The following is a 16,840-nucleotide window of genomic DNA, read 5'->3' as shown; positions in this document are numbered from 1 at the left end:
CGGGCCGTGTAGGCGGTGTCCAGGTCGGCGAGGAGCGGTCCGGTGGACCACTCGTCCGTCGCGATGTGGTGCAGCAGCACGACCAGGACGTGCTCGTCGTCGGAGGCACTGTCGTCGGAGGTGCCGAAGAGGAACGCGCGCAGCGGGAGTTCGGCCGCCAGGTCGAACACCTCGGTCGCCGCCGCCTCCACCAGCTCCGGCAGGTCGGCGGCCGGTACCCGCCGGACCGCGAGGGACACCTCGGTCTCGCCGGGCGCGAGAATCCGCTGGTACGGCTCGCCGTCGATCTCCGTGAACACCGTGCGCAGCACCTCGTGCCGGCCCACCACGTCCCCGAGCGCCGCCCGCAGCGCGGACGCGTCGACCGCGCCCCGCAGCCGCAGGGCGAGCGGGATGTTGTAGGTGGCGCTGGGCCCCTCCACCCGGTGCAGGAACCACAGCCGCCGCTGGGCGTACGAGAGCGGCAGCAGCTCCGGGCGCTCGGCGGCCCGGGCCAGGACCGGGCGGGTGTGCGCCGCGCGCTCCGCGAGACGGGCCGCGAGCGCCGCGACCGTACGCGCCTCGAAGACGTCCCGTACGGTGCACGCCGTACCGGTCGCGCGGACCCGGGCCACGACCCGGGTGGCGAGCAGGGAGTGGCCGCCGAGGGCGAAGAAGTCGTCCTCGGCGCCGACGGACGCGAGTCCGAGGACCTCGGCGTAGACGGCGGCGAGACGTTCCTCCGCCTCGCCGCGCGGGGCCCGCGACGGCTCGGCCGCCGTGAGGGCGGGGACGGGCAGGGCCGCCCGGTCGAGCTTGCCGTTGACGTTCACCGGCAGCACGTCCAGGGCGACGACCGCCGCCGGCACCATGTACTCCGGCAGCTCCTCAGCGAGGGCGCGGCGCACCTCCGCCGGGTCCGCCCCGCCGGTCACGTACGCCACGAGGCGGGGCACGCCGGGGGTGTCCTCGCGGACCAGGGCCGCGGCCGAGGCCACACCGGGCCGGGCCGCCAGCGCGGCCTCGACCTCGCCCAGCTCGACGCGGAAGCCGCGGATCTTCACCTGGTCGTCGACGCGGCCGAGGAACTCGATCAGGCCGTCGGCCCTGCGGCGGACCACGTCGCCGGTGCGGTACATGCGGGTGCCGGAGGGACCGTACGGGTCCGCCACGAAGCGCTCGGCGGTGAGGGCGGGCCGCCCCAGGTAGCCGCGCGCGTTCTGGACGCCCGCCAGGTACAGCTCGCCCGGCACACCGGGCGGGACGGGACGCAGCCCGGCGTCCAGGACGTGCGCCCGGGTGTTGTCCAGCGGGCGGCCGACGACGGGCGACGCGCAGTCGGTGACCCGGGCGACCAGCGCGTCCACGGTGAACTCGGTGGGCCCGTAGTAGTTGACGGTCTCCACCCCGGGAACCGCCCGGAGTTCGCTCCACAGCGCGGGCGGCACCGCCTCGCCGCCGAGGAGGAACAGCGGGGGCCGCCAGTCACCCGTGAGGAGACCGGCGTCGAGGAGGTGACGGCCGTACGACGGGGTGACGTCGAGGGCGTCGATCCGCTGCTCGCGCACCTGGGCGACGACGGCGTCGGCGTCCCGGCGGCCGTACTCGTCGAGGACGTGCAGCTCGTGCCCGGCGATCAGCCACAGGAGCTGCTCCCAGGAGGAGTCGAACGAGAACGACGCGGTGTGCAGGGCGCGGACGCGCCGCCCGAGGCGCTCGGCGACCGGGCGGTACAGCGCGCGCTCGTGGTCCCGGTACAGGTTGGCCAGACCGGCGTGGTGCAGGCCGACCCCCTTGGGGCGGCCGGTGGAGCCCGAGGTGTAGATGACGTATGCCAGGTCGTCGGGGCCCGGCGCGGCCGGCGCGGGACCCGAGGCGGCGGCGAGCCGGGCCCGCACCGCCGGGTCGTCCAGGACGAGCCGGGCCACCCCGGGCAGCTCCGGCACCGCGCCGTCGACGGACGTCGTGGTGACGGCACAGACCGGCCCCGCGTCCCCCAGCATGTACGCGAGTCGGTCCGCCGGGTGGTCGAGGTCGAGCGGCAGGTAGGCGCCACCGGCCCTCAGCACCGCGAAGGCGGCCACGACGGAGTCGGCGGACCGGGGCACGGCGAGCGCGACGACCGTGTCGGGGCCCACGCCCTCCTCGGCGAGCAGCAGCGCGAGCCGGTTCACCCGGTCGTCGAGGTCGGCGAAGGTGAGGCGCTCGTCGCCGCAGACCAGGGCGACGGCGTCCGGGGTGCGGGCGACCTGCCGGCCGAGCACCTCGACCACCGTGCCACCGGGGTGGGCGACGGCGGTGTCGTTCCACCGCTCCAGGAGGTCCCGTTCGGCCTCGGAGCGCAGTTCGTACGAGGAGACCGGGGCCGAGGGGTCGGCGACGGCCTGCTCCAGGAGCCGCAGCAGCCGCTCGGCGAGCGTCTCGGCGGTCGCCCGGTCGAAGAGCGCGGAGGAGTAGAACACCTCCAGGTCGAGCGCCTCGTCGTGGGCGGTGTCGGAGAAGGTGATGTCGAGGTCGAACTTGGTCACGCCCGGGTCGACCCGGTCCACGCGCGCGTCGAGGCCGAAGAGGGCGCGGACGTCCTGCGTGACGGTGCTGTGCGACACCATGGTCTGGAAGAGCGGGTGCCGGGTGAGGGAGCGGACCGGGTTGACCGTCTCCACGACCGTGTCGAACGGCAGGTCGGCGTGGTCGAGGGCGGCCAGGTCACCGGCGCGCACCCGCTCCAGGAGCGCGCTGAAGGCGGGGTCCCCGGAGAGGTCGGCGCGCAGCACCACCGTGTTGACGAAGAAGCCGACGAGGTCGTCGAGCGCCGGGTCCGAGCGGCCGGCGACCGGGCTGCCGAGCGCGATGTCGTCGCCCGCGCCGAGGCGGTGCAGCAGGGCGGCGACGGCCGCGTGGACGACCATGAAGACGCTGCTGCCGGACTCGCGGGCGAGTCCGCGTATCCGGGAGGCGAGCGCGGCCGGCACCTCGCGGTGGACCATGCCGCCCGCGTTGCTCGCCACCGCCGGGCGGGGCCGGTCGGTGGGCAGCGCCTGCTCGGCCGGGAGGCCGGCCAGCGTCTCGCGCCAGTACGCGGCCTGCCGGGCGGTCAGGGAGGCGGAGTCCGCCGGGTCGCCGAGCAGGTCCCGCTGCCAGAGCGCGAAGTCGGCGTACTGGACCGGGAGCCGGGACTCCGCCCGGGCGAAGTCCGGTGCGCGGCCCTCGCGGCGCGCCGCGTAGGCCTGCTCGAGACCGCCCAGGAACGGCCCCATCGACCACTCGTCGCTCGCGATGTGGTGCAGCACGACCACCAGGGCGTCGGTGCCGCGCTCGGTGTCGCGCACCACCGTCACCCGCACCGGCACCTCGGCCGTCAGGTCGAAGAGGTGCCCGAGGGCGCCCTCCACCACCGCGTCGAAGCGGTCCCGGTCGGTCTCCTCCACCCGCAGACGGAGCTCCACGTCCTCGGGGGAGAGGATCCGCTGGGCGGGCTCGCCGGCCCGGTCGGTGAAGACCGTGCGCAGCGCCTCGTGCCGGGCCACGACGTCCCGGAGGGCCGCGTCGAGCGCCTCCGTGTCGAGGAGCGCGTCGAAGCGGGCCACGAACGGGATGTTGTACGTGGTGCTCGGCCCCTCCATCTGGTGGAGGAACCAGAGTCTGCGCTGCGCGTGGGAGAGCGGCAGCGGCTCCGGCCGGGCCCCGGCCGTGAGCGCCGGGCGGGCCGCGGACTCCGTGCGGGCGCCGAGCCGTTCGGCGAGCGCCGCCGGGGTGCGGGCCTCGAAGACGTCCCTGACCCCGCACTCGGTGCCCAGGGCGCCGCGGACCCGCGCGGCCACGCGGGCGGCGAGCAGGGAGTGGCCGCCGAGGTCGAAGAAGTCGTCGTCGGGGCCGACCGACTCCAGCTCCAGTACGTCGGCGAAGACGCCGGTGACGATCTCCTCGCGGGCACCGCGCGGGGCCCGGCCGCCGGCCGTGGTCAGCCCGGCCAGGTCCGGTGTGGGCAGCGCCCGGCGGTCGATCTTGCCGTTGGCGGTGAGCGGGAAGGCGTCGAGGACCACCACGGCGGACGGGACCATGTAGCCGGGCAGCCGCTCGCCGGCGGCGGCCCGCAGGGTCTCGGGGTCCGGGGCGCCGCCGTCGGAGGCGGTCACGTACCCGACGAGGAGTTGCGAGCCGGGCACGTCCTCGCGGACGACGACGACCGCGCGACCGATCTCCGGACGGTCCGTCAGGACGCTTTCGATCTCGCCGAGTTCGATGCGGAAGCCGCGGACCTTGACCTGGTCGTCGGCGCGGCCGAGGAAGTCGATCCGGCCGTCGGGGCGACGGCGTACCAGGTCCCCCGTGCGGTACATGCGGCTGCCGGGAGGTCCGTACGGGTCGGCGACGAACCGCTCGGCGGTCAGCGCGAAGCGGCCCAGGTAGCCGCGGGCCAGCTGGGCGCCCGCGAGGTACAGCTCGCCGGGGCGGCCGTCCGGCGTGGGGCGCAGGGCGCCGTCGAGGACGTGGGCGCGGGTGTTCCAGAACGGCAGGCCGATGTCCGGGGTGCCGGTGTGGTCCGGGGACAGGACGGCGGAGGTGGCCCAGACGGTGACCTCGGTCGGCCCGTACACATTGGTCACCGACGCGGCCGTACGGGCGAGGCGTTCGGCCAGCGCGGCGGGCAGCGCCTCACCGCCGACGAGGACCTTCGTCGTACCGAGGCTCTCCGGCCGGCCGTCCTCCAGGAGGGCGTGCCACAGCGACGGGGTGGCCTGCATGACGGCCGGCCGGTGGGTGTCGACCAGGGCGGCGAGCGCGGCCGGGTCGCGGACGGTGTCACGGTCGGCGAGCACCACCGCCGCACCGCTGATGAGCGGTACGTGGAGTTCGAGCGCGGCGATGTCGAAGGAGATCGTGGTGACGGCGACGAGCCGGTCGCCGGGGTTCATGGCCAGCTCGTGGGCCTGCATCCGGAGGAAGTTGGCGAGTGCGGCGTGCGGGACGACGACGCCCTTGGGGCGGCCGGTGGAGCCCGAGGTGTGGATGACGTACGCCGGGTGGTCGCCGGCGAGCGCGGGGGCCTCCGCTCGGTCGAGCGGTGCGGGGGAGAGGTCGGCGAGCGCGGCCAGGGTGTCGGGCGCGTCCAGGACGACGGTCTCGGTGCCGCGTACGTCCGGGGCGTCCGGCGCCCCCGCCAGGGTGGTGAGCACGCAGACCGGGCGGGCGTCGTGGACCATGAACTCCAGCCGGTCGGCGGGGTAGTTCAGGTCGAGCGGCAGATAGGCGCCGCCGGCCTTGAGGACGGCGAGGAGGGCGACGACCAGGTCGGTGCCGCGCGGCAGCGCGAGGCCGACGAAGGACTCCGGGCCGACGCCGCGCGCGACGAGCAGCCGGGCCAGCCGGTTGGCGCGGCCGTCGAGCTCCGCGTACGTGAGTTCGTCCCGGCCGGAGAAGAGGGCGGTCTCGTCGGGGTGGGCGAGGGCCCGCGCGGCGAAGGCGTCCACGACCGTGCCGGGCTCGATCTCCCGCACCGTCGCGTCGGCCGCCTCGGAGAGGGCGCGCCGCCGCTCGGCGTCGACCAGGTCGGGGCGGCCGACGGGGACGTCGGTGCCCCCGGCCGCGGCCTCGGTGAGGAAGCGGGCGAACTCCGCGGTCCGCGCGGCGAGCGAAGCGGCGTCGTAGGCCCGGGGGTTGGCGTCGAGTTCGAGGCGGATGCGGCCCTCGGCGGCGTCGTGGTGGACGGCGAGGGTGAGGTCGTCCACCGGGCCGGCGGCGATGTTGTGCACGGCGCCGGGGGCGCCGGCGAAGTCGAGGGCGTTGTCGAAGGCCTTCACGTTGACCATGGGGCCGAGCGGCCCCCGGTCGCGGCCGACGAGTCCGAGGTCGCGGCGGATGTCCTCGGCGCGGTAGCGCTGGTGGCGGCGGAGGTCGCGGACGCCGTCCGCGACCTCGGCGACCAGTTCGGCCAGCGGCTGCCCGGGCCGGACCGCGACCCTCAGCGGCAGCACGTTGACGACCATCGCCGGGACCGAGAGGGAGGCGGAGCCGAGGCGGGCCATCGCGGGCAGCGACAGGAGCACGTCGCGGTCGCCGGTCGAGCGGTACAGGAACGCCGCGAACGCGGCCGTCACCACATCGGCCCAGGTGGAGCGCGCGGCGCGGGCGAGGGCGAGCAGCCCGGTGGTGGCCTCGGGGCCGATGACGGCCTCGGCGCGCAGGAAGTCGGGCGCCGCCGGCAACGACGCGCCGGACAGCGGTTCGTGGTCGGTACGACCGTCGAGCCGGGCCAGCCAGTGGGCGCGGTCCTCGGCGTACCGCTCGCTCTCTCGGTAGGCGCTCTCCTCGTCCAGGACGGCGGACAGCGGGCCGAACGGGGTCGGGCCGGGCTCCTCGCCGCGCGCGAGCGCCGAGTAGACCTCGGCGGTGCGGCGGGAGACCAGCGAGAAGCCGTAGGCGTCGAGCGCGATGTGGTGGACGCGCTGGTACCAGAGCGTGCGGCCGGGGGCCACGGTGTGCAGGGCGAACGCGAAGAGCGGCGCGGTGGCGGGGTCGGCGGGCGTCCCCATGTCGGCGCGCATCCGGGCGAGCGCGGCGGCCCTCGGGTCGGGCTCCGCGCTGTGGTCCGCCGTCTCCAGGACCGGTCCTCGGCGGGGCCCCTCGGCCGGGAGCTGCCACGGGGTGCCCGACGCGTCCTCCTCGAAGCGGACGGTGAGCGCCTCGCACTCGTCGACGACGCGGCGGACGGCCGCCTCGAAGAGGTCCACGTCGAGCGTGCCGTCGATCTCGACGTACTGGCCGACGTTGTAGACCGGGGAGTCGGGGGCGAGCCGCTGCCCGTACCAGACACCGGTCTGAGCCCCGGTGAGGGGGAGACGCCGCAAAGCACGCTCGGTCATGGATCTTGCTCCAGGTTCACCCGCGGCGGATCGGTGTCCGCCCGCGGGAAGGAAAGGCGAGGAGGGAGTCGGGGAGGTGAGGGGGTGGCCGGGGAAGGCGCGGGGCGCGCGGTGGCGGCGCCCCGCGGGCACGGTTCCCCGGCCGGGGTCAGGCGGTGGCCCGGCGGAGGTCCCCCGCGGGGACCGGGGTGTCGCCGCCGCCGATGGGCGGCTCGTCGTCGTCGGCTTCCTCGCGGGGGAGTGTCGCCTTGCGCAGTCCGGGGACCGCGACGGCCACGACCACGGCGGCGACGGCACAGATCGCGCCGTTCACGAGGGCCGCGCCGGCCGGGTTGAACCAGCGCGCGACCAGGGCCACTTCGACGTCACCGACGATGCCGCCCGTGGTGCCCTGGGCCGTGACGACGCTGACGATCCGGCCACGCAGCCGGTCCGGTGTGTTGTGCTGGACGAGCGCGTACTCGAGGATCTCGTACACCGTCCCGGCCGCACCGCCCACGACGAGCATGACGTAGGCGACGGTGGCGCTGCCGCTCAGGCCGAAGCCGATGACGGCCAGGCCGCCGGTGAACGCCGCGGTCAGCAGCAGGCGTCCGGGGCGCGCGGCGCGGGTGATCCAGCCGCTCGTCGCGGAGACGAGGATGGCGCCCAGGGCCGGAGCGGTGTAGAGCACGCCGAGCATGAAGTCGCCGCCGCCGAACTCGGTGTAGACCAGCTCGGGGAAGAGCACGACCGGCAGGCTGAACAGCGCGTTCACACCACCGAGGGCCAGCAGGCCGCCGACGACGCGGTTGCGCACGGCGAACCGGAAGGCGGCGAGCGGCGATCCGGAGTCCTCGGCGCCGTCGGCGTCGTCGTCCTCGTCCTTGAACGGGGGCAGCGGGCGCAGCCGGAGCAGCAGCAGGGTGGTGATGCCGGTGGTGACCGCGGTGAAGGCGAAGACCGGTCCGGGGCCCGAGACGGCGAGCAGGATGCCGCCGATGAACGGGGCGGTGACGGAGCCGATCTCGCCGGTGAGGGAGATCAGGGCGCCGGCGGCGGGCAGTTGGTCCGGCCGGACCAGGGTCGGCGCGACCGCCATGAGCGCGGTGACGCTCACGCCGGTGGCCAGTCCGTCCCAGGCGACGCAGAGGTAGATCGCCCACAGCTCGGGGGTGGGCAGGAAGGCGTTGACCGCGAGACCGGCGAAGGCGAGCGCGGCGGAGCCCCGGGCCCAGAGGATCAGCGTCCTGCGGTCGGTCCGGTCGGCCATCCAGCCGCCCCACAGGGAGCCGACGAGCACCGTGACGCTCATGATCATGCTGGAGACGGCGACCCCGAAGGTGGAGCGCGTCATCTCGAAGACCTGGGCGGAGAGGGCGACGGTGGCCATGCCGAGACCGAACAGCGAGACCACGCGGGCGATGAAGATCGCCCGGAAGTCGCGGCTGGTCCGCAGCGGGCCGATGTCGATGAGGAAGTCACCGGCGCGCACGGGGCACTCCCGTCGGGGCGTTGAGCAGCTCGAACCACGCGTCGAGGGTGGGGCGTTCGGCCAGGTCCACGAAGCCGATCTCGGCGCCGTCCGCGCGCCACCCCTCGACCAGGGTCATCAGGCGGATCGAGTCCAGGCCCTGCTCGATGAGGCTCTCGTCCGGCTCGACCTCCGCGGCGTCGACGTACAGCACGTCGGCGACGTCCCGCGTGAGCCGCTCGCGTGTGAACGCCTGCTGTCCGGCCGTGTCGACCATCGTGGTGTCCTCTTCCCGTCCGACGTGTGACGTGTTTCGAATGCTTCGAGTGGGTAAGTCGAGTTAGGTAAGGCTTACCTAACTCTCTATGGTGTGGTGGAGTCAAGCGGCGGCGCGGCTCCCGGTGGACCCGCCGCCCTCCAACCCCACGAGAGTGAGAAGCCGTTGACCACAGCCATGCCCCGCCCGGGCCTCCGGTCGGAGCCCGTCGCCGTCGTCCGCCCCGCCGGGCGCTCCGACGCCGCCGCCGTGCACCGGCTGTCCGCGCCCTTCGTGCGGGACGGAGCCCTCCGGGACCGTCCGGCGGGCCGGTACGCCCGTGACGCGGCGGACTTCCTCGTCGCCGAGGGGGAACGCGGAGAACTGGCGGGGTGTGTCGCGCTGCGCCGTCGGGTCGATGCGCACGGCGGAGCGGCCGCCGTGCTCTACAACTTCTGTGTGGCCGAGGGGAGTCAGGGGCGCGGCATCGGCTCCGCGCTGCTGCGGGCCGTGCTGGCCGAGGCCGCGGCCCAGGGGGCGTCCCGGGTGTTCACCGCGACCGCCGGCAGCGGGCTGCTCTTCCTGCGCCACGGGTTCACCGTGGGCGGCGAGGAGGAGGCGCCCCCGACCTGGCGCGCCTCCCTCGACCCGGCACGGGGCTCCCGGGTCCTGGTGCGCGCCCTGATCTGAGCGTGGGTGAGGCCGGGACGGACGTGGTCCGTCCCGGCGCGGACCCCCGGTGCCGAGGTCGGTGCCGGGGGTCTCGTGGTGGGGGTGTTCCTAGGCGCGGGCCGCGAGGCTCGCGGGACGCATGTCGGTCCAGTGGGCGTCGACGTACAGGGCGCAGCCCTCCCGGGAGTCCTCGCCGTGCACGACGGTCCAGCCGCTCGGGACCTCGGCGAACGCAGGCCACAGCGAGTGCTGGTTCTCGGCGTTGACGAGCACGAGGTAGCGGGCGTCGGCGTCCTCGAAGGGGTTGGTCGCGGTCATGCTGGCTCTCCTTGCGGGGCTGTGCGTGCGGTGTGGGGGAGTCGTCCCGAAGGGGACCGTCCGGCCGGGAGGGCCGGGGTGCGTGCCCCCGAGGCTCGATGATTAGGTAAGGCTAGCCTAAGGTCCTTGACGAATGACTGGGTGTCAAGTGGCCTCCCGGAGCCGAACCGCGCCGTACGGCCGCGCCCGCTCCGGGGTCAGGCGGCGTGGTCCGGGAGGGGATTGGCGTGCTCCGCGCGCCCCTTGACCCACGCTCCCGGCGTGCAGCCGAAGTGGCGCCGGAACGCCACTATGTACCCGTTGGTGCTGGTGAATCCCACCCTGGACGCGACCGCGCTCACCAGGTGCCCCCGGTCCAGCAGGTCCAGCGAGAGGTTCAGGCGCACCCGCGTGCGCCACTCCGAGAAGGCGAGACCCGTCTCGTCGCGGAAGGCGCGGCGCAGGCTCGTCGAGCTGGTGTGGAGGCTCTCCGCCCACTCCGTGGCGGTCCGTCGGTCGTCCGGCCTGCGCAGCAGCGCGCCGGCGACGGACCGGGCGGTGTCGCTCGTCGGGCGGGGCGCCGGCAGGGCGGCGGACGGGGTGCCGGTCAGCGCGGCGAAGGCCGTCGCCTCGTCGGCCCCGGCCCCCGCGCCGCGCGTCCGGGCCAGCAGGAGCCGCCGCTTCGGCTCGTCGATCCGGACCACCGTGGGCTCCTCGTAGGGGAGTCGGTGGACGTCGGCGTCGAAGGGTTCGGCGAGCACCAGGGAGTCGGGGTGGAACCGGGCGCTGTGCGGAGTGCCCGCCGGGATCCAGAGCGCCACGGACGGGGTGAGCTCGTGGGCGCCGCCGGGCGTGGAGACCGATATCCGACCCAGCGGGGCGTAGAGCAGCTGGTGGAAGTCGTGCACATGGGTCGGGTGACCCCCCGCCGTGATGAAGTCCTCGTCCGCCGCCGCGGCCGTTCTTCCCTGGGCCATGGCCCACCCCCTGGTTGTCGGGGACCGGGATGGATTCCTGGCCCCTCGGTGTGATCGGTCGGGCTCCCGCTTGGATCGCCGGAGCTTAGGTAAGGGTAACCTAACTGACCGCACGACCCGTGAGGAACAGGAACATCCCATGACAGAAACGTCCCCGCCGGTGAGAGCTCCGCTGCCACCGGTACGGACCCGGCTCTCGCGCGGCGCGACCGTCGCGGTGATCGCCACCGCCGCCGTGATCGCGACCCTGCTGGCCGGAATCGCGCTCGGCTCCCGGGACATCTCCCCCCTGGAAGTCGTCCGCATCCTGCTCCACCCGGGAGGAGAGGCGTACAACTCGCACGTCCTGTGGACCGAACGCATCCCCCGGACCCTGCTCGGCCTCGCCGTGGGTGCCGCGCTCGGCGCCTCCGGACTGATCATGCAGGCGCTCACCGCGAACCCGCTCGCCGACCCCGGCATCCTCGGGGTCGAGCAAGGGGCCGCCATGTTCGTCGTGTTCGGCATCATGTTCCTCGGCGTCACCGACGCGCAGGGCTACTTCTGGCTCGCCCTGGCGGGCTCCGCGCTCGCCGCGACGCTCGTCTACCTGATCGGCACCCGCACCGACGCCGGCAGCTCCGCCGTCGGCCTCGTGCTCGCCGGAGTCGCCCTCGCCGCCGTGATGTCCTCCCTCATCACCCTCCTCGTCGTCCGCGACAAGGAGGCCTTCGCCCACCTGAGGTTCTGGTCCGTCGGCCAACTCACCGGCCGGGCCGAGGTCATGGACGAGATCATGCCCTTCGCGCTCTGCGGGCTCCTGCTCGCGCTGCCGCTCGGCGGCACCCTCAACATCCTCGGCCTCGGCGACGACACCGCCCGAGCCCTCGGCGTACGGGTCGAGCGGGCCCGCCTGGCCAGCGCCGGCGTCGCCGTCCTGCTCTGCGCCGCCGCCACCGCGGCGGTCGGCCCGGTGGCCTTCGTCGGACTGGTCGCCGCGCACTGCGCACGACTCCTGACCGGGCCCGACCACCGCTGGTCCCTGCCGATCTCCATGGCCGTCGGCGCCGTCCTGCTCACGGCCTCCGACACCGCGGGCCGACTGATCCTCGACCACGGGGAGATCCAGGTGGGCCTCATGACCGCGATCGTCGGCACCCCGTTCTTCGTCTGGCTCGCCCGCCGCCGCGACCTGGTGAAGATGTGATGACCGCGATCGACACCCGGCCCACGCGGCCGGACACCCCGACCACGCCCGTCGTCGTCGCGCACCTGCGCGCCGGCCGCCGCGCCCGCAACCGCCGCACCACCGTGGTCGCCTCCGTGCTGGCCGTCGCCCTGCTCGCGCTCACGACCGCCTCCGTCCTCCTCGGCGGCATCGGCCGCGTCGACCCCGCCGACGTCCTGCCCGCCATGTTCGGCCTGCGCACGGGCCTCGCCGACTACATGATCTTCCAGCTGCGCATGCCCAGGGCGCTGGCCGCGCTCCTGGCCGGAGCCCTCTTCGGCCTGGCGGGTTCGCTCTACCAGCGGCTCATCCGCAACCCGCTCGCCACCCCCGACATCGTCGGCATCTCGGCCGGCGCCGGCGCGGGCGCCGCGACCGCGCTGCTCTACGCGCCCGCCGCCTTCACCGTCGGCGTCCCGGTCGCCGCGGTCGTCGGCTCGTTCGTCCTGGTCGCCGCCGTGCAACTGCTCAGCTGGCGCAACGGGATCGACACCTACCGACTGGTTCTGGTGGGCATCGGGCTGAGCGCGGTCTGCACCGCGTACACCAACTACCTGTTCACCGTGGCCGACCAGCAGAGCATCGCCATCGCCATGCGCTGGACGGTCGGCAGCACCAACGCCGCCGACTGGGACGGCGTCACCACGCTCGCCCTCGGGCTCGCCGGCTGCCTGGTCGCGGCGCTCCTGCTCGGCCGGTCCCTCGGCACCCTCTCCCTGGGCGACGGATTCGCGGCCGGCCTCGGAACCCGGGTCACCACCGTCCGCGTCGGCGTCCTGCTCCTCGGCGCCGCCGCCGCGGCCCTCGCCACCAGCGTCGTCGGCCCCATCGGCTTCGTCTCGCTCATCAGCGGTCCCATCGCCGTACGCCTCGTGGGCGTCGACCGCTCGACCGCCGTCGCCCCGGCCATCGGCGCCGTCGTCGTGATCGGCGCCGACGTCCTCGCGCAGCACGCGCCCGTGATCAGCCCGGTGCCGACCGGGGTCCTCACCGCGCTGCTCGGCGCGCCCTACTTCGTCTGGCTGATCCTCCGACGCAGGCAGGAAGCCCCGTGACACACGCCGCGACACCGCAGACCGAGACCCCCGAGACCGACGGACCCGAGACCGAGACCGAGACCCGGAATCCAGTGACAGCCGACACCACCATCGAGTCGCCGAAGCCCACCACGCCGCCGCGCGCCGACGAGGAGCCGCCCACCCACCGGCTCGAAGCGCGTCACATCAGCGCCGGGTACAGCGGCAACCCCGTCATCGAGGACCTCTCCGTACGGATCGAGGCCGGCCGCATCACCGCGCTCGTCGGCCCCAACGCCTGCGGCAAGTCCACCCTCCTCAAGTCGATGGCCCGGCTGCTGCCCCTCGCCGCCGGATCGGTGCTCCTCGAAGGCGCCGACATCCACCGCCTGCCCACCCGCGAGGTGGCACGTCGGCTCGGCGTGCTGCCGCAGTCGCCGATCGCCCCGGAGAGCATCACCGTCGGCGACCTGGTCTGGCGCGGACGCCACCCCCACCGCCAGTTCGGCCGACGCCGCGACGCCCACGACGACACCGTCATCGCCGAGGCGCTCCGGGCCACCGGCACCGCCGAACTCGTCGACCGTCCCGTCGACCAGCTCTCCGGCGGGCAGCGCCAGCGCGTCTGGATCGCCCTGGCCCTCGCCCAGGACACCCCGACCCTGCTCCTCGACGAGCCCACCACCTATCTGGACGTCGCCCACCAGATCGAGGTGATGGACCTCCTCGCGGACCTCAACGAACAGACGGGCAAGACCATCGTGCTCGTCTCCCACGACCTCAACCAGGCAGCCCTGTACGCCTCGACCATCATCGCCATGCGCGACGGAGGGATCGTCAGGCAGGGCACGCCCGAAGAGGTGCTCGACGAAGCGACCGTGGCCGAGGTCTTCGGCCTGAAGTGCGTCGTCGTGCCCCACCCCCTCACGGCCAGGCCGCAGATCTTCCCCCTCGGCCGCCGCCACCACTCGCAGGAGAACTGATCATGAACCGCCTCGCCAGACCCGCCGCCCGACGGTCCGCCGTCCGCACCCTCATCGCCGCGGCCGCGGCCGCCACCCTGCTCGTCGGCTGCGGCGGCGCCAAGGACGACAAGGCCGACGCGGGGAAGCCGTCCGGCGGCGCGGCCCCCGCCGCCGCCTTCCCGGTCACCCTCACCAACGCCTGGGGCAAGACCGAGGTCGAGAAGAAGCCGCTCAAGGTCGCCACCGTCTCCGACGGCGACACCTCCATCGCGCTCGCCCTCGGCCTGGTCCCCGTCATCACCCCGGACGCCGAGGACGGCGGCCCGATCCCCGAGTACAAGCAGCGCGCCCTCACCAAGCTCGGCGCCGGCAAGCTCAAGACGTACGACGACACCGACGGCACCGACTTCGAGGCCATCGCGGCCGAGGCCCCGGACGTCATCCTCGGCATGAACACCTGGTCCATGGACACGGACTACGCCAAGCTCGCGCCGATCGCCCCGGTCGTCACCTACTCCGACAAGAAGCACGCCGACACCCTCACCTGGCAGGAGCGCCTGAAGAACGCCGCCAAGGCGCTCGGCATGACCGCCGAGGCCGACAAGGTGATCGCCGCCAACGGCAAGGCCATCGCCGACGCGGCCGCCGCGCACCCCGAGTTCAAGGGCAAGACGTACACCTACGCGGTCGTCCACCCCGAGCAGCTCACCTTCATGTCCCACGCCGACCAGGACCCGGGCATCTTCGAGCAGATCGGCCTGAAGAAGACCGCCAAGGCCACCGCCTACACCGCGGACAAGAACTCCGTCAGCCTGGAGAACCTGGACGAGCTGGAGGCCGACGTCCTGCTGATGACGTACCCCTTCGGTGACAACGGCCTGCTCAGCGCCTCCGAGCTGGAGAGCAACAAGCTCTTCCAGTCCCTCACGGTCGTCAAGGGCAAGCACTACGCGGTGATCCCGGCCGAGAACACCCTCTCCTCCGCGGTCGCCTACCCCGACGCCCTCAACTTCCCGTGGGTCATCGAGAAGCTGACGCCCATCCTGGCCAAGGCCGTCGCGGGCAAGTGACCCCCGCTCCCGCGAGGGAGCACGAGCGCGCCACCCATCCGAGCACTCGTCACCGAGCACCACCCCTTCACCCACCCGCGCGGGCCGGGCGGACCGGACGGCGTCACCACGCCCACCGGTCCGCCCGGCCGCGGGTCCCGGACCACCGCAGTGCCACAAGGAGCCGTACCCATGCCCACCCGCAGCCCCCGCTCGGTCGTCACCTTCCCCATCGTGCTGAGGGAACTGACCGTCCTGCGCGCCGAGAACATCACCCCGGGGATGCGGCGCCTCACCCTCGGAGGAGCCCAGCTCGACGCCTTCGAGAAGAACGGACTCGAACTTCCCGCCCTGCGCACGGAGGGCTTCGACGACCACGTGAAGTTCTTCTTCGCCGACGAGACCGGTCGTCTGATCCTCCCCGGCCAGAACGTCAGCAGCCTCGACTGGCCCGCCGACGGCCGCCCCGTCGCCAAGGACTACACCCCGGTCCGGCACGACGCCGAGGCCGGCGAGATCGACTTCGACTTCGTCCGCCACGAGGGCGGCATCGCCTCCACCTGGGCCGAGCACGTCCAGCCGGGCGACAGCGCCTGGATCGCAGGACCGAAGATGTCGCACAGCCACCCCGAGGGCGCCGACTGGCTCCTCGTCGTCGGAGACGAGACGGCCCTGCCCGCCATCGGCCGGTGGCTCGCCGAGATGCCCGAGGGCACCAAGGCCCGTGTCTTCATCGAGATCGGGGACGACAGCCACCGCCAGGAGCTGCCCACCCGGGCCGACGCCGAGATCGTCTGGCTGTCGCGCAAGGGTGCTCCGGCCGGCACCACCGATCTCCTCGAACAGGCGGTCCGCACGGCCGAGTGGCTGCCGGGCACCGTCTTCGCCTGGGTCGCGGGGGAGACCCTCACCCTGAAGGGGATCCGGCGGTACCTCGCGGCGGAGCGTCAGGTGCCGCGCGACCACACCCATGTCACCGGGTACTGGCGCCGCGCCGAACCGGCCCCGGCCGCGGTGTCCGACGGGGCCGAGGCGGCCACCGCCGAGCCGGAGGAGGACGGCGACGCGCACGAGCGGCTGCACGAGCTGACGGACCTCGCCCCCGGATACGCGATCCGCACCGCGGTCACCCTCGGCCTGTTCGACCTCGTCGACGGCGGGGTGCGCGACGCCGTCGAGCTGGCCCGCCGAGCCGAGGCACACCCGCCCACCCTCAAGGCGCTGCTCGACTACCTCGTCTCGATCGACCTGCTCGCTGCGGACGAGGACGGCTACGGCCTCACCCCCGTCAGCGAGGAGCTCGTCGAGGACGACCACTCGGCCGACGAGTACCACCTGGAAGGCGCCCAAGCGGCGTTCGACGCCTCGCTCTCCGGGCTGCTCCACACGGTCCGCACCGGCGAGGCGGGATACCGGACGCTCACCGGACGGACCCTGACCGCCGCGATGGAGGACGAGCCGAGGCTCGCCGGCAGCGCCCGCGCCGCCGTCGAGGAGGAGGCCATGTGGATCGCCCCCGGCGTGCTCCGGGCCCACGACTGGTCGGCCGTGACCGAACTGACCGCGACCGGCCACGGCGCGGCGACCGTCGTCAACGCCCTGGTCAAGGAGTTCCCCGCGCTGCGCGCCCGGATCGCGGCCATGCCGTCGGCGCTGCGCGTGCTCCGCGACCAGATCCTCGACAGTGACGTACTGCCGCGCGTCGAGCTGGTCGCGCAGTCGGCGGCCGCTCCCGGAGGCACGGACACCCTGCTGATGTCCCGTCAGCTGGAGTGGCTCGCCGACGAGGACGCCGTCCACACCCTCTCCGAGGCCGCCGCGGCGCTGACGCCGGAGGGCACGCTGATCCTGGTGGAGATGGTCACCGCGGCCGACGCCGACGACGTCGACGCCGTCCTGCACCACCTGCGGCTCAAGTGCGCCTTCGGCTCCGGCGTACGGGCGGCCGACGAGGTGTCCGCGCTCGTGGAGCGGGCGGGCCTGGTCGTCCGGGACCGCAAGGACATCGGCTGGGACCACCGGCTCTGGGTGCTCACCCGTCCCTGAGCGTCAGGGCCGCGGGACCTGTCCGACGACCGCGACCCCCACACCCTTTCGGGTGTGGGG

General features: G+C 74.0%; 11 protein-coding genes. 6 read left to right on the top strand and 5 right to left on the bottom strand.

Going from position 1 to position 16,840, the window contains the following annotated elements; translation table 11 throughout:
* The 3 genes from ABT129_RS37140 to ABT129_RS37130 form a co-directional block, all read right to left on the bottom strand.
* On the bottom strand, positions 1-6,842 hold a 6,842-nt coding region (locus ABT129_RS37140; RefSeq protein WP_351910527.1), incomplete at its 3' end, for a non-ribosomal peptide synthetase.
* Positions 6,843-6,990: 148 nt separating this feature from the next.
* Complete coding sequence (gene entS, locus ABT129_RS37135; protein WP_351910525.1) at positions 6,991-8,316, bottom strand: enterobactin transporter EntS; 1,326 nt, start codon at positions 8,314-8,316, stop codon at positions 6,991-6,993.
* Complete coding sequence (locus ABT129_RS37130; protein ID WP_351910523.1) at positions 8,303-8,572, bottom strand: phosphopantetheine-binding protein; 270 nt, start codon at positions 8,570-8,572, stop codon at positions 8,303-8,305. Before ABT129_RS37130 ends, entS begins: the two co-directional genes overlap by 14 nt.
* Positions 8,573-8,737: 165 nt before the next feature.
* On the opposite strand from ABT129_RS37130, the gene ABT129_RS37125 reads away from it, so the two are divergent.
* The gene (locus tag ABT129_RS37125; protein ID WP_351910521.1) at positions 8,738-9,241 is read left to right on the top strand and encodes a GNAT family N-acetyltransferase; all 504 of its coding nucleotides are present in this window, start codon (positions 8,738-8,740) and stop codon (positions 9,239-9,241) included.
* A gap of 90 nt (positions 9,242-9,331) precedes the next feature.
* Here the strand turns inward: ABT129_RS37125 and ABT129_RS37120 are convergent, their stop codons facing one another.
* Positions 9,332-9,541, bottom strand: coding sequence for an MbtH family protein (locus ABT129_RS37120; protein ID WP_351910519.1), 210 nt, complete (start codon positions 9,539-9,541; stop codon positions 9,332-9,334).
* 197 nt (positions 9,542-9,738) lie between these two features.
* Complete coding sequence (locus tag ABT129_RS37115; RefSeq protein ID WP_351910517.1) at positions 9,739-10,497, bottom strand: helix-turn-helix transcriptional regulator; 759 nt, start codon at positions 10,495-10,497, stop codon at positions 9,739-9,741.
* 139 nt (positions 10,498-10,636) lie between these two features.
* Here ABT129_RS37115 and ABT129_RS37110 point away from each other — a divergent pair, with 139 nt between their 5' ends.
* From ABT129_RS37110 to ABT129_RS37090, 5 genes are all read left to right on the top strand, one after another.
* The gene (locus ABT129_RS37110) at positions 10,637-11,683 is read left to right on the top strand and encodes a FecCD family ABC transporter permease (protein WP_351910516.1); all 1,047 of its coding nucleotides are present in this window, start codon (positions 10,637-10,639) and stop codon (positions 11,681-11,683) included.
* Positions 11,683-12,759 (top strand): FecCD family ABC transporter permease, encoded by a 1,077-nt coding sequence (locus ABT129_RS37105; protein WP_351910514.1) that lies wholly within the window; start codon positions 11,683-11,685, stop codon positions 12,757-12,759. The genes ABT129_RS37110 and ABT129_RS37105 overlap by 1 nt, the downstream gene beginning before the upstream one ends.
* Before the next feature lie 92 nt (positions 12,760-12,851).
* Positions 12,852-13,703: an ABC transporter ATP-binding protein gene (locus ABT129_RS37100; protein ID WP_502982039.1), complete on the top strand. Its 852-nt coding sequence runs from the start codon at positions 12,852-12,854 to the stop codon at positions 13,701-13,703.
* Positions 13,704-13,705: 2 nt separating this feature from the next.
* On the top strand, positions 13,706-14,755 hold the full coding sequence (locus ABT129_RS37095; protein WP_351910512.1) for an ABC transporter substrate-binding protein: 1,050 nt from the start codon (positions 13,706-13,708) through the stop codon (positions 14,753-14,755).
* Positions 14,756-14,926: 171 nt separating this feature from the next.
* On the top strand, positions 14,927-16,780 hold the full coding sequence (locus ABT129_RS37090) for an SIP domain-containing protein (RefSeq protein ID WP_351910510.1): 1,854 nt from the start codon (positions 14,927-14,929) through the stop codon (positions 16,778-16,780).
* Positions 16,781-16,840 lie beyond the last annotated feature (60 nt).

Origin of the sequence: Streptomyces sp. NPDC002057 (genome assembly GCF_040296665.1) — a bacterium.
GTDB lineage: Bacteria > Actinomycetota > Actinomycetes > Streptomycetales > Streptomycetaceae > Streptomyces.
This window is presented reverse-complemented; position numbering and strand designations above follow the sequence as displayed.

What these genes read in the sequence shown, in the direction of transcription:
- ABT129_RS37130 (WP_351910523.1), bottom strand. Translation starts at nt 8,572, where the DNA reads ATGGTCGACACGGCCGGACAGCAGGCGTTCACACGCGAGCGGCTCACG.
- ABT129_RS37110 (WP_351910516.1), top strand. Translation starts at nt 10,637, where the DNA reads ATGACAGAAACGTCCCCGCCGGTGAGAGCTCCGCTGCCACCGGTACGG.
- ABT129_RS37090 (WP_351910510.1), top strand. Translation starts at nt 14,927, where the DNA reads ATGCCCACCCGCAGCCCCCGCTCGGTCGTCACCTTCCCCATCGTGCTG.
- ABT129_RS37115 (WP_351910517.1), bottom strand. Translation starts at nt 10,497, where the DNA reads ATGGCCCAGGGAAGAACGGCCGCGGCGGCGGACGAGGACTTCATCACG.
- ABT129_RS37120 (WP_351910519.1), bottom strand. Translation starts at nt 9,541, where the DNA reads ATGACCGCGACCAACCCCTTCGAGGACGCCGACGCCCGCTACCTCGTG.
- ABT129_RS37095 (WP_351910512.1), top strand. Translation starts at nt 13,706, where the DNA reads ATGAACCGCCTCGCCAGACCCGCCGCCCGACGGTCCGCCGTCCGCACC.
- ABT129_RS37105 (WP_351910514.1), top strand. Translation starts at nt 11,683, where the DNA reads ATGACCGCGATCGACACCCGGCCCACGCGGCCGGACACCCCGACCACG.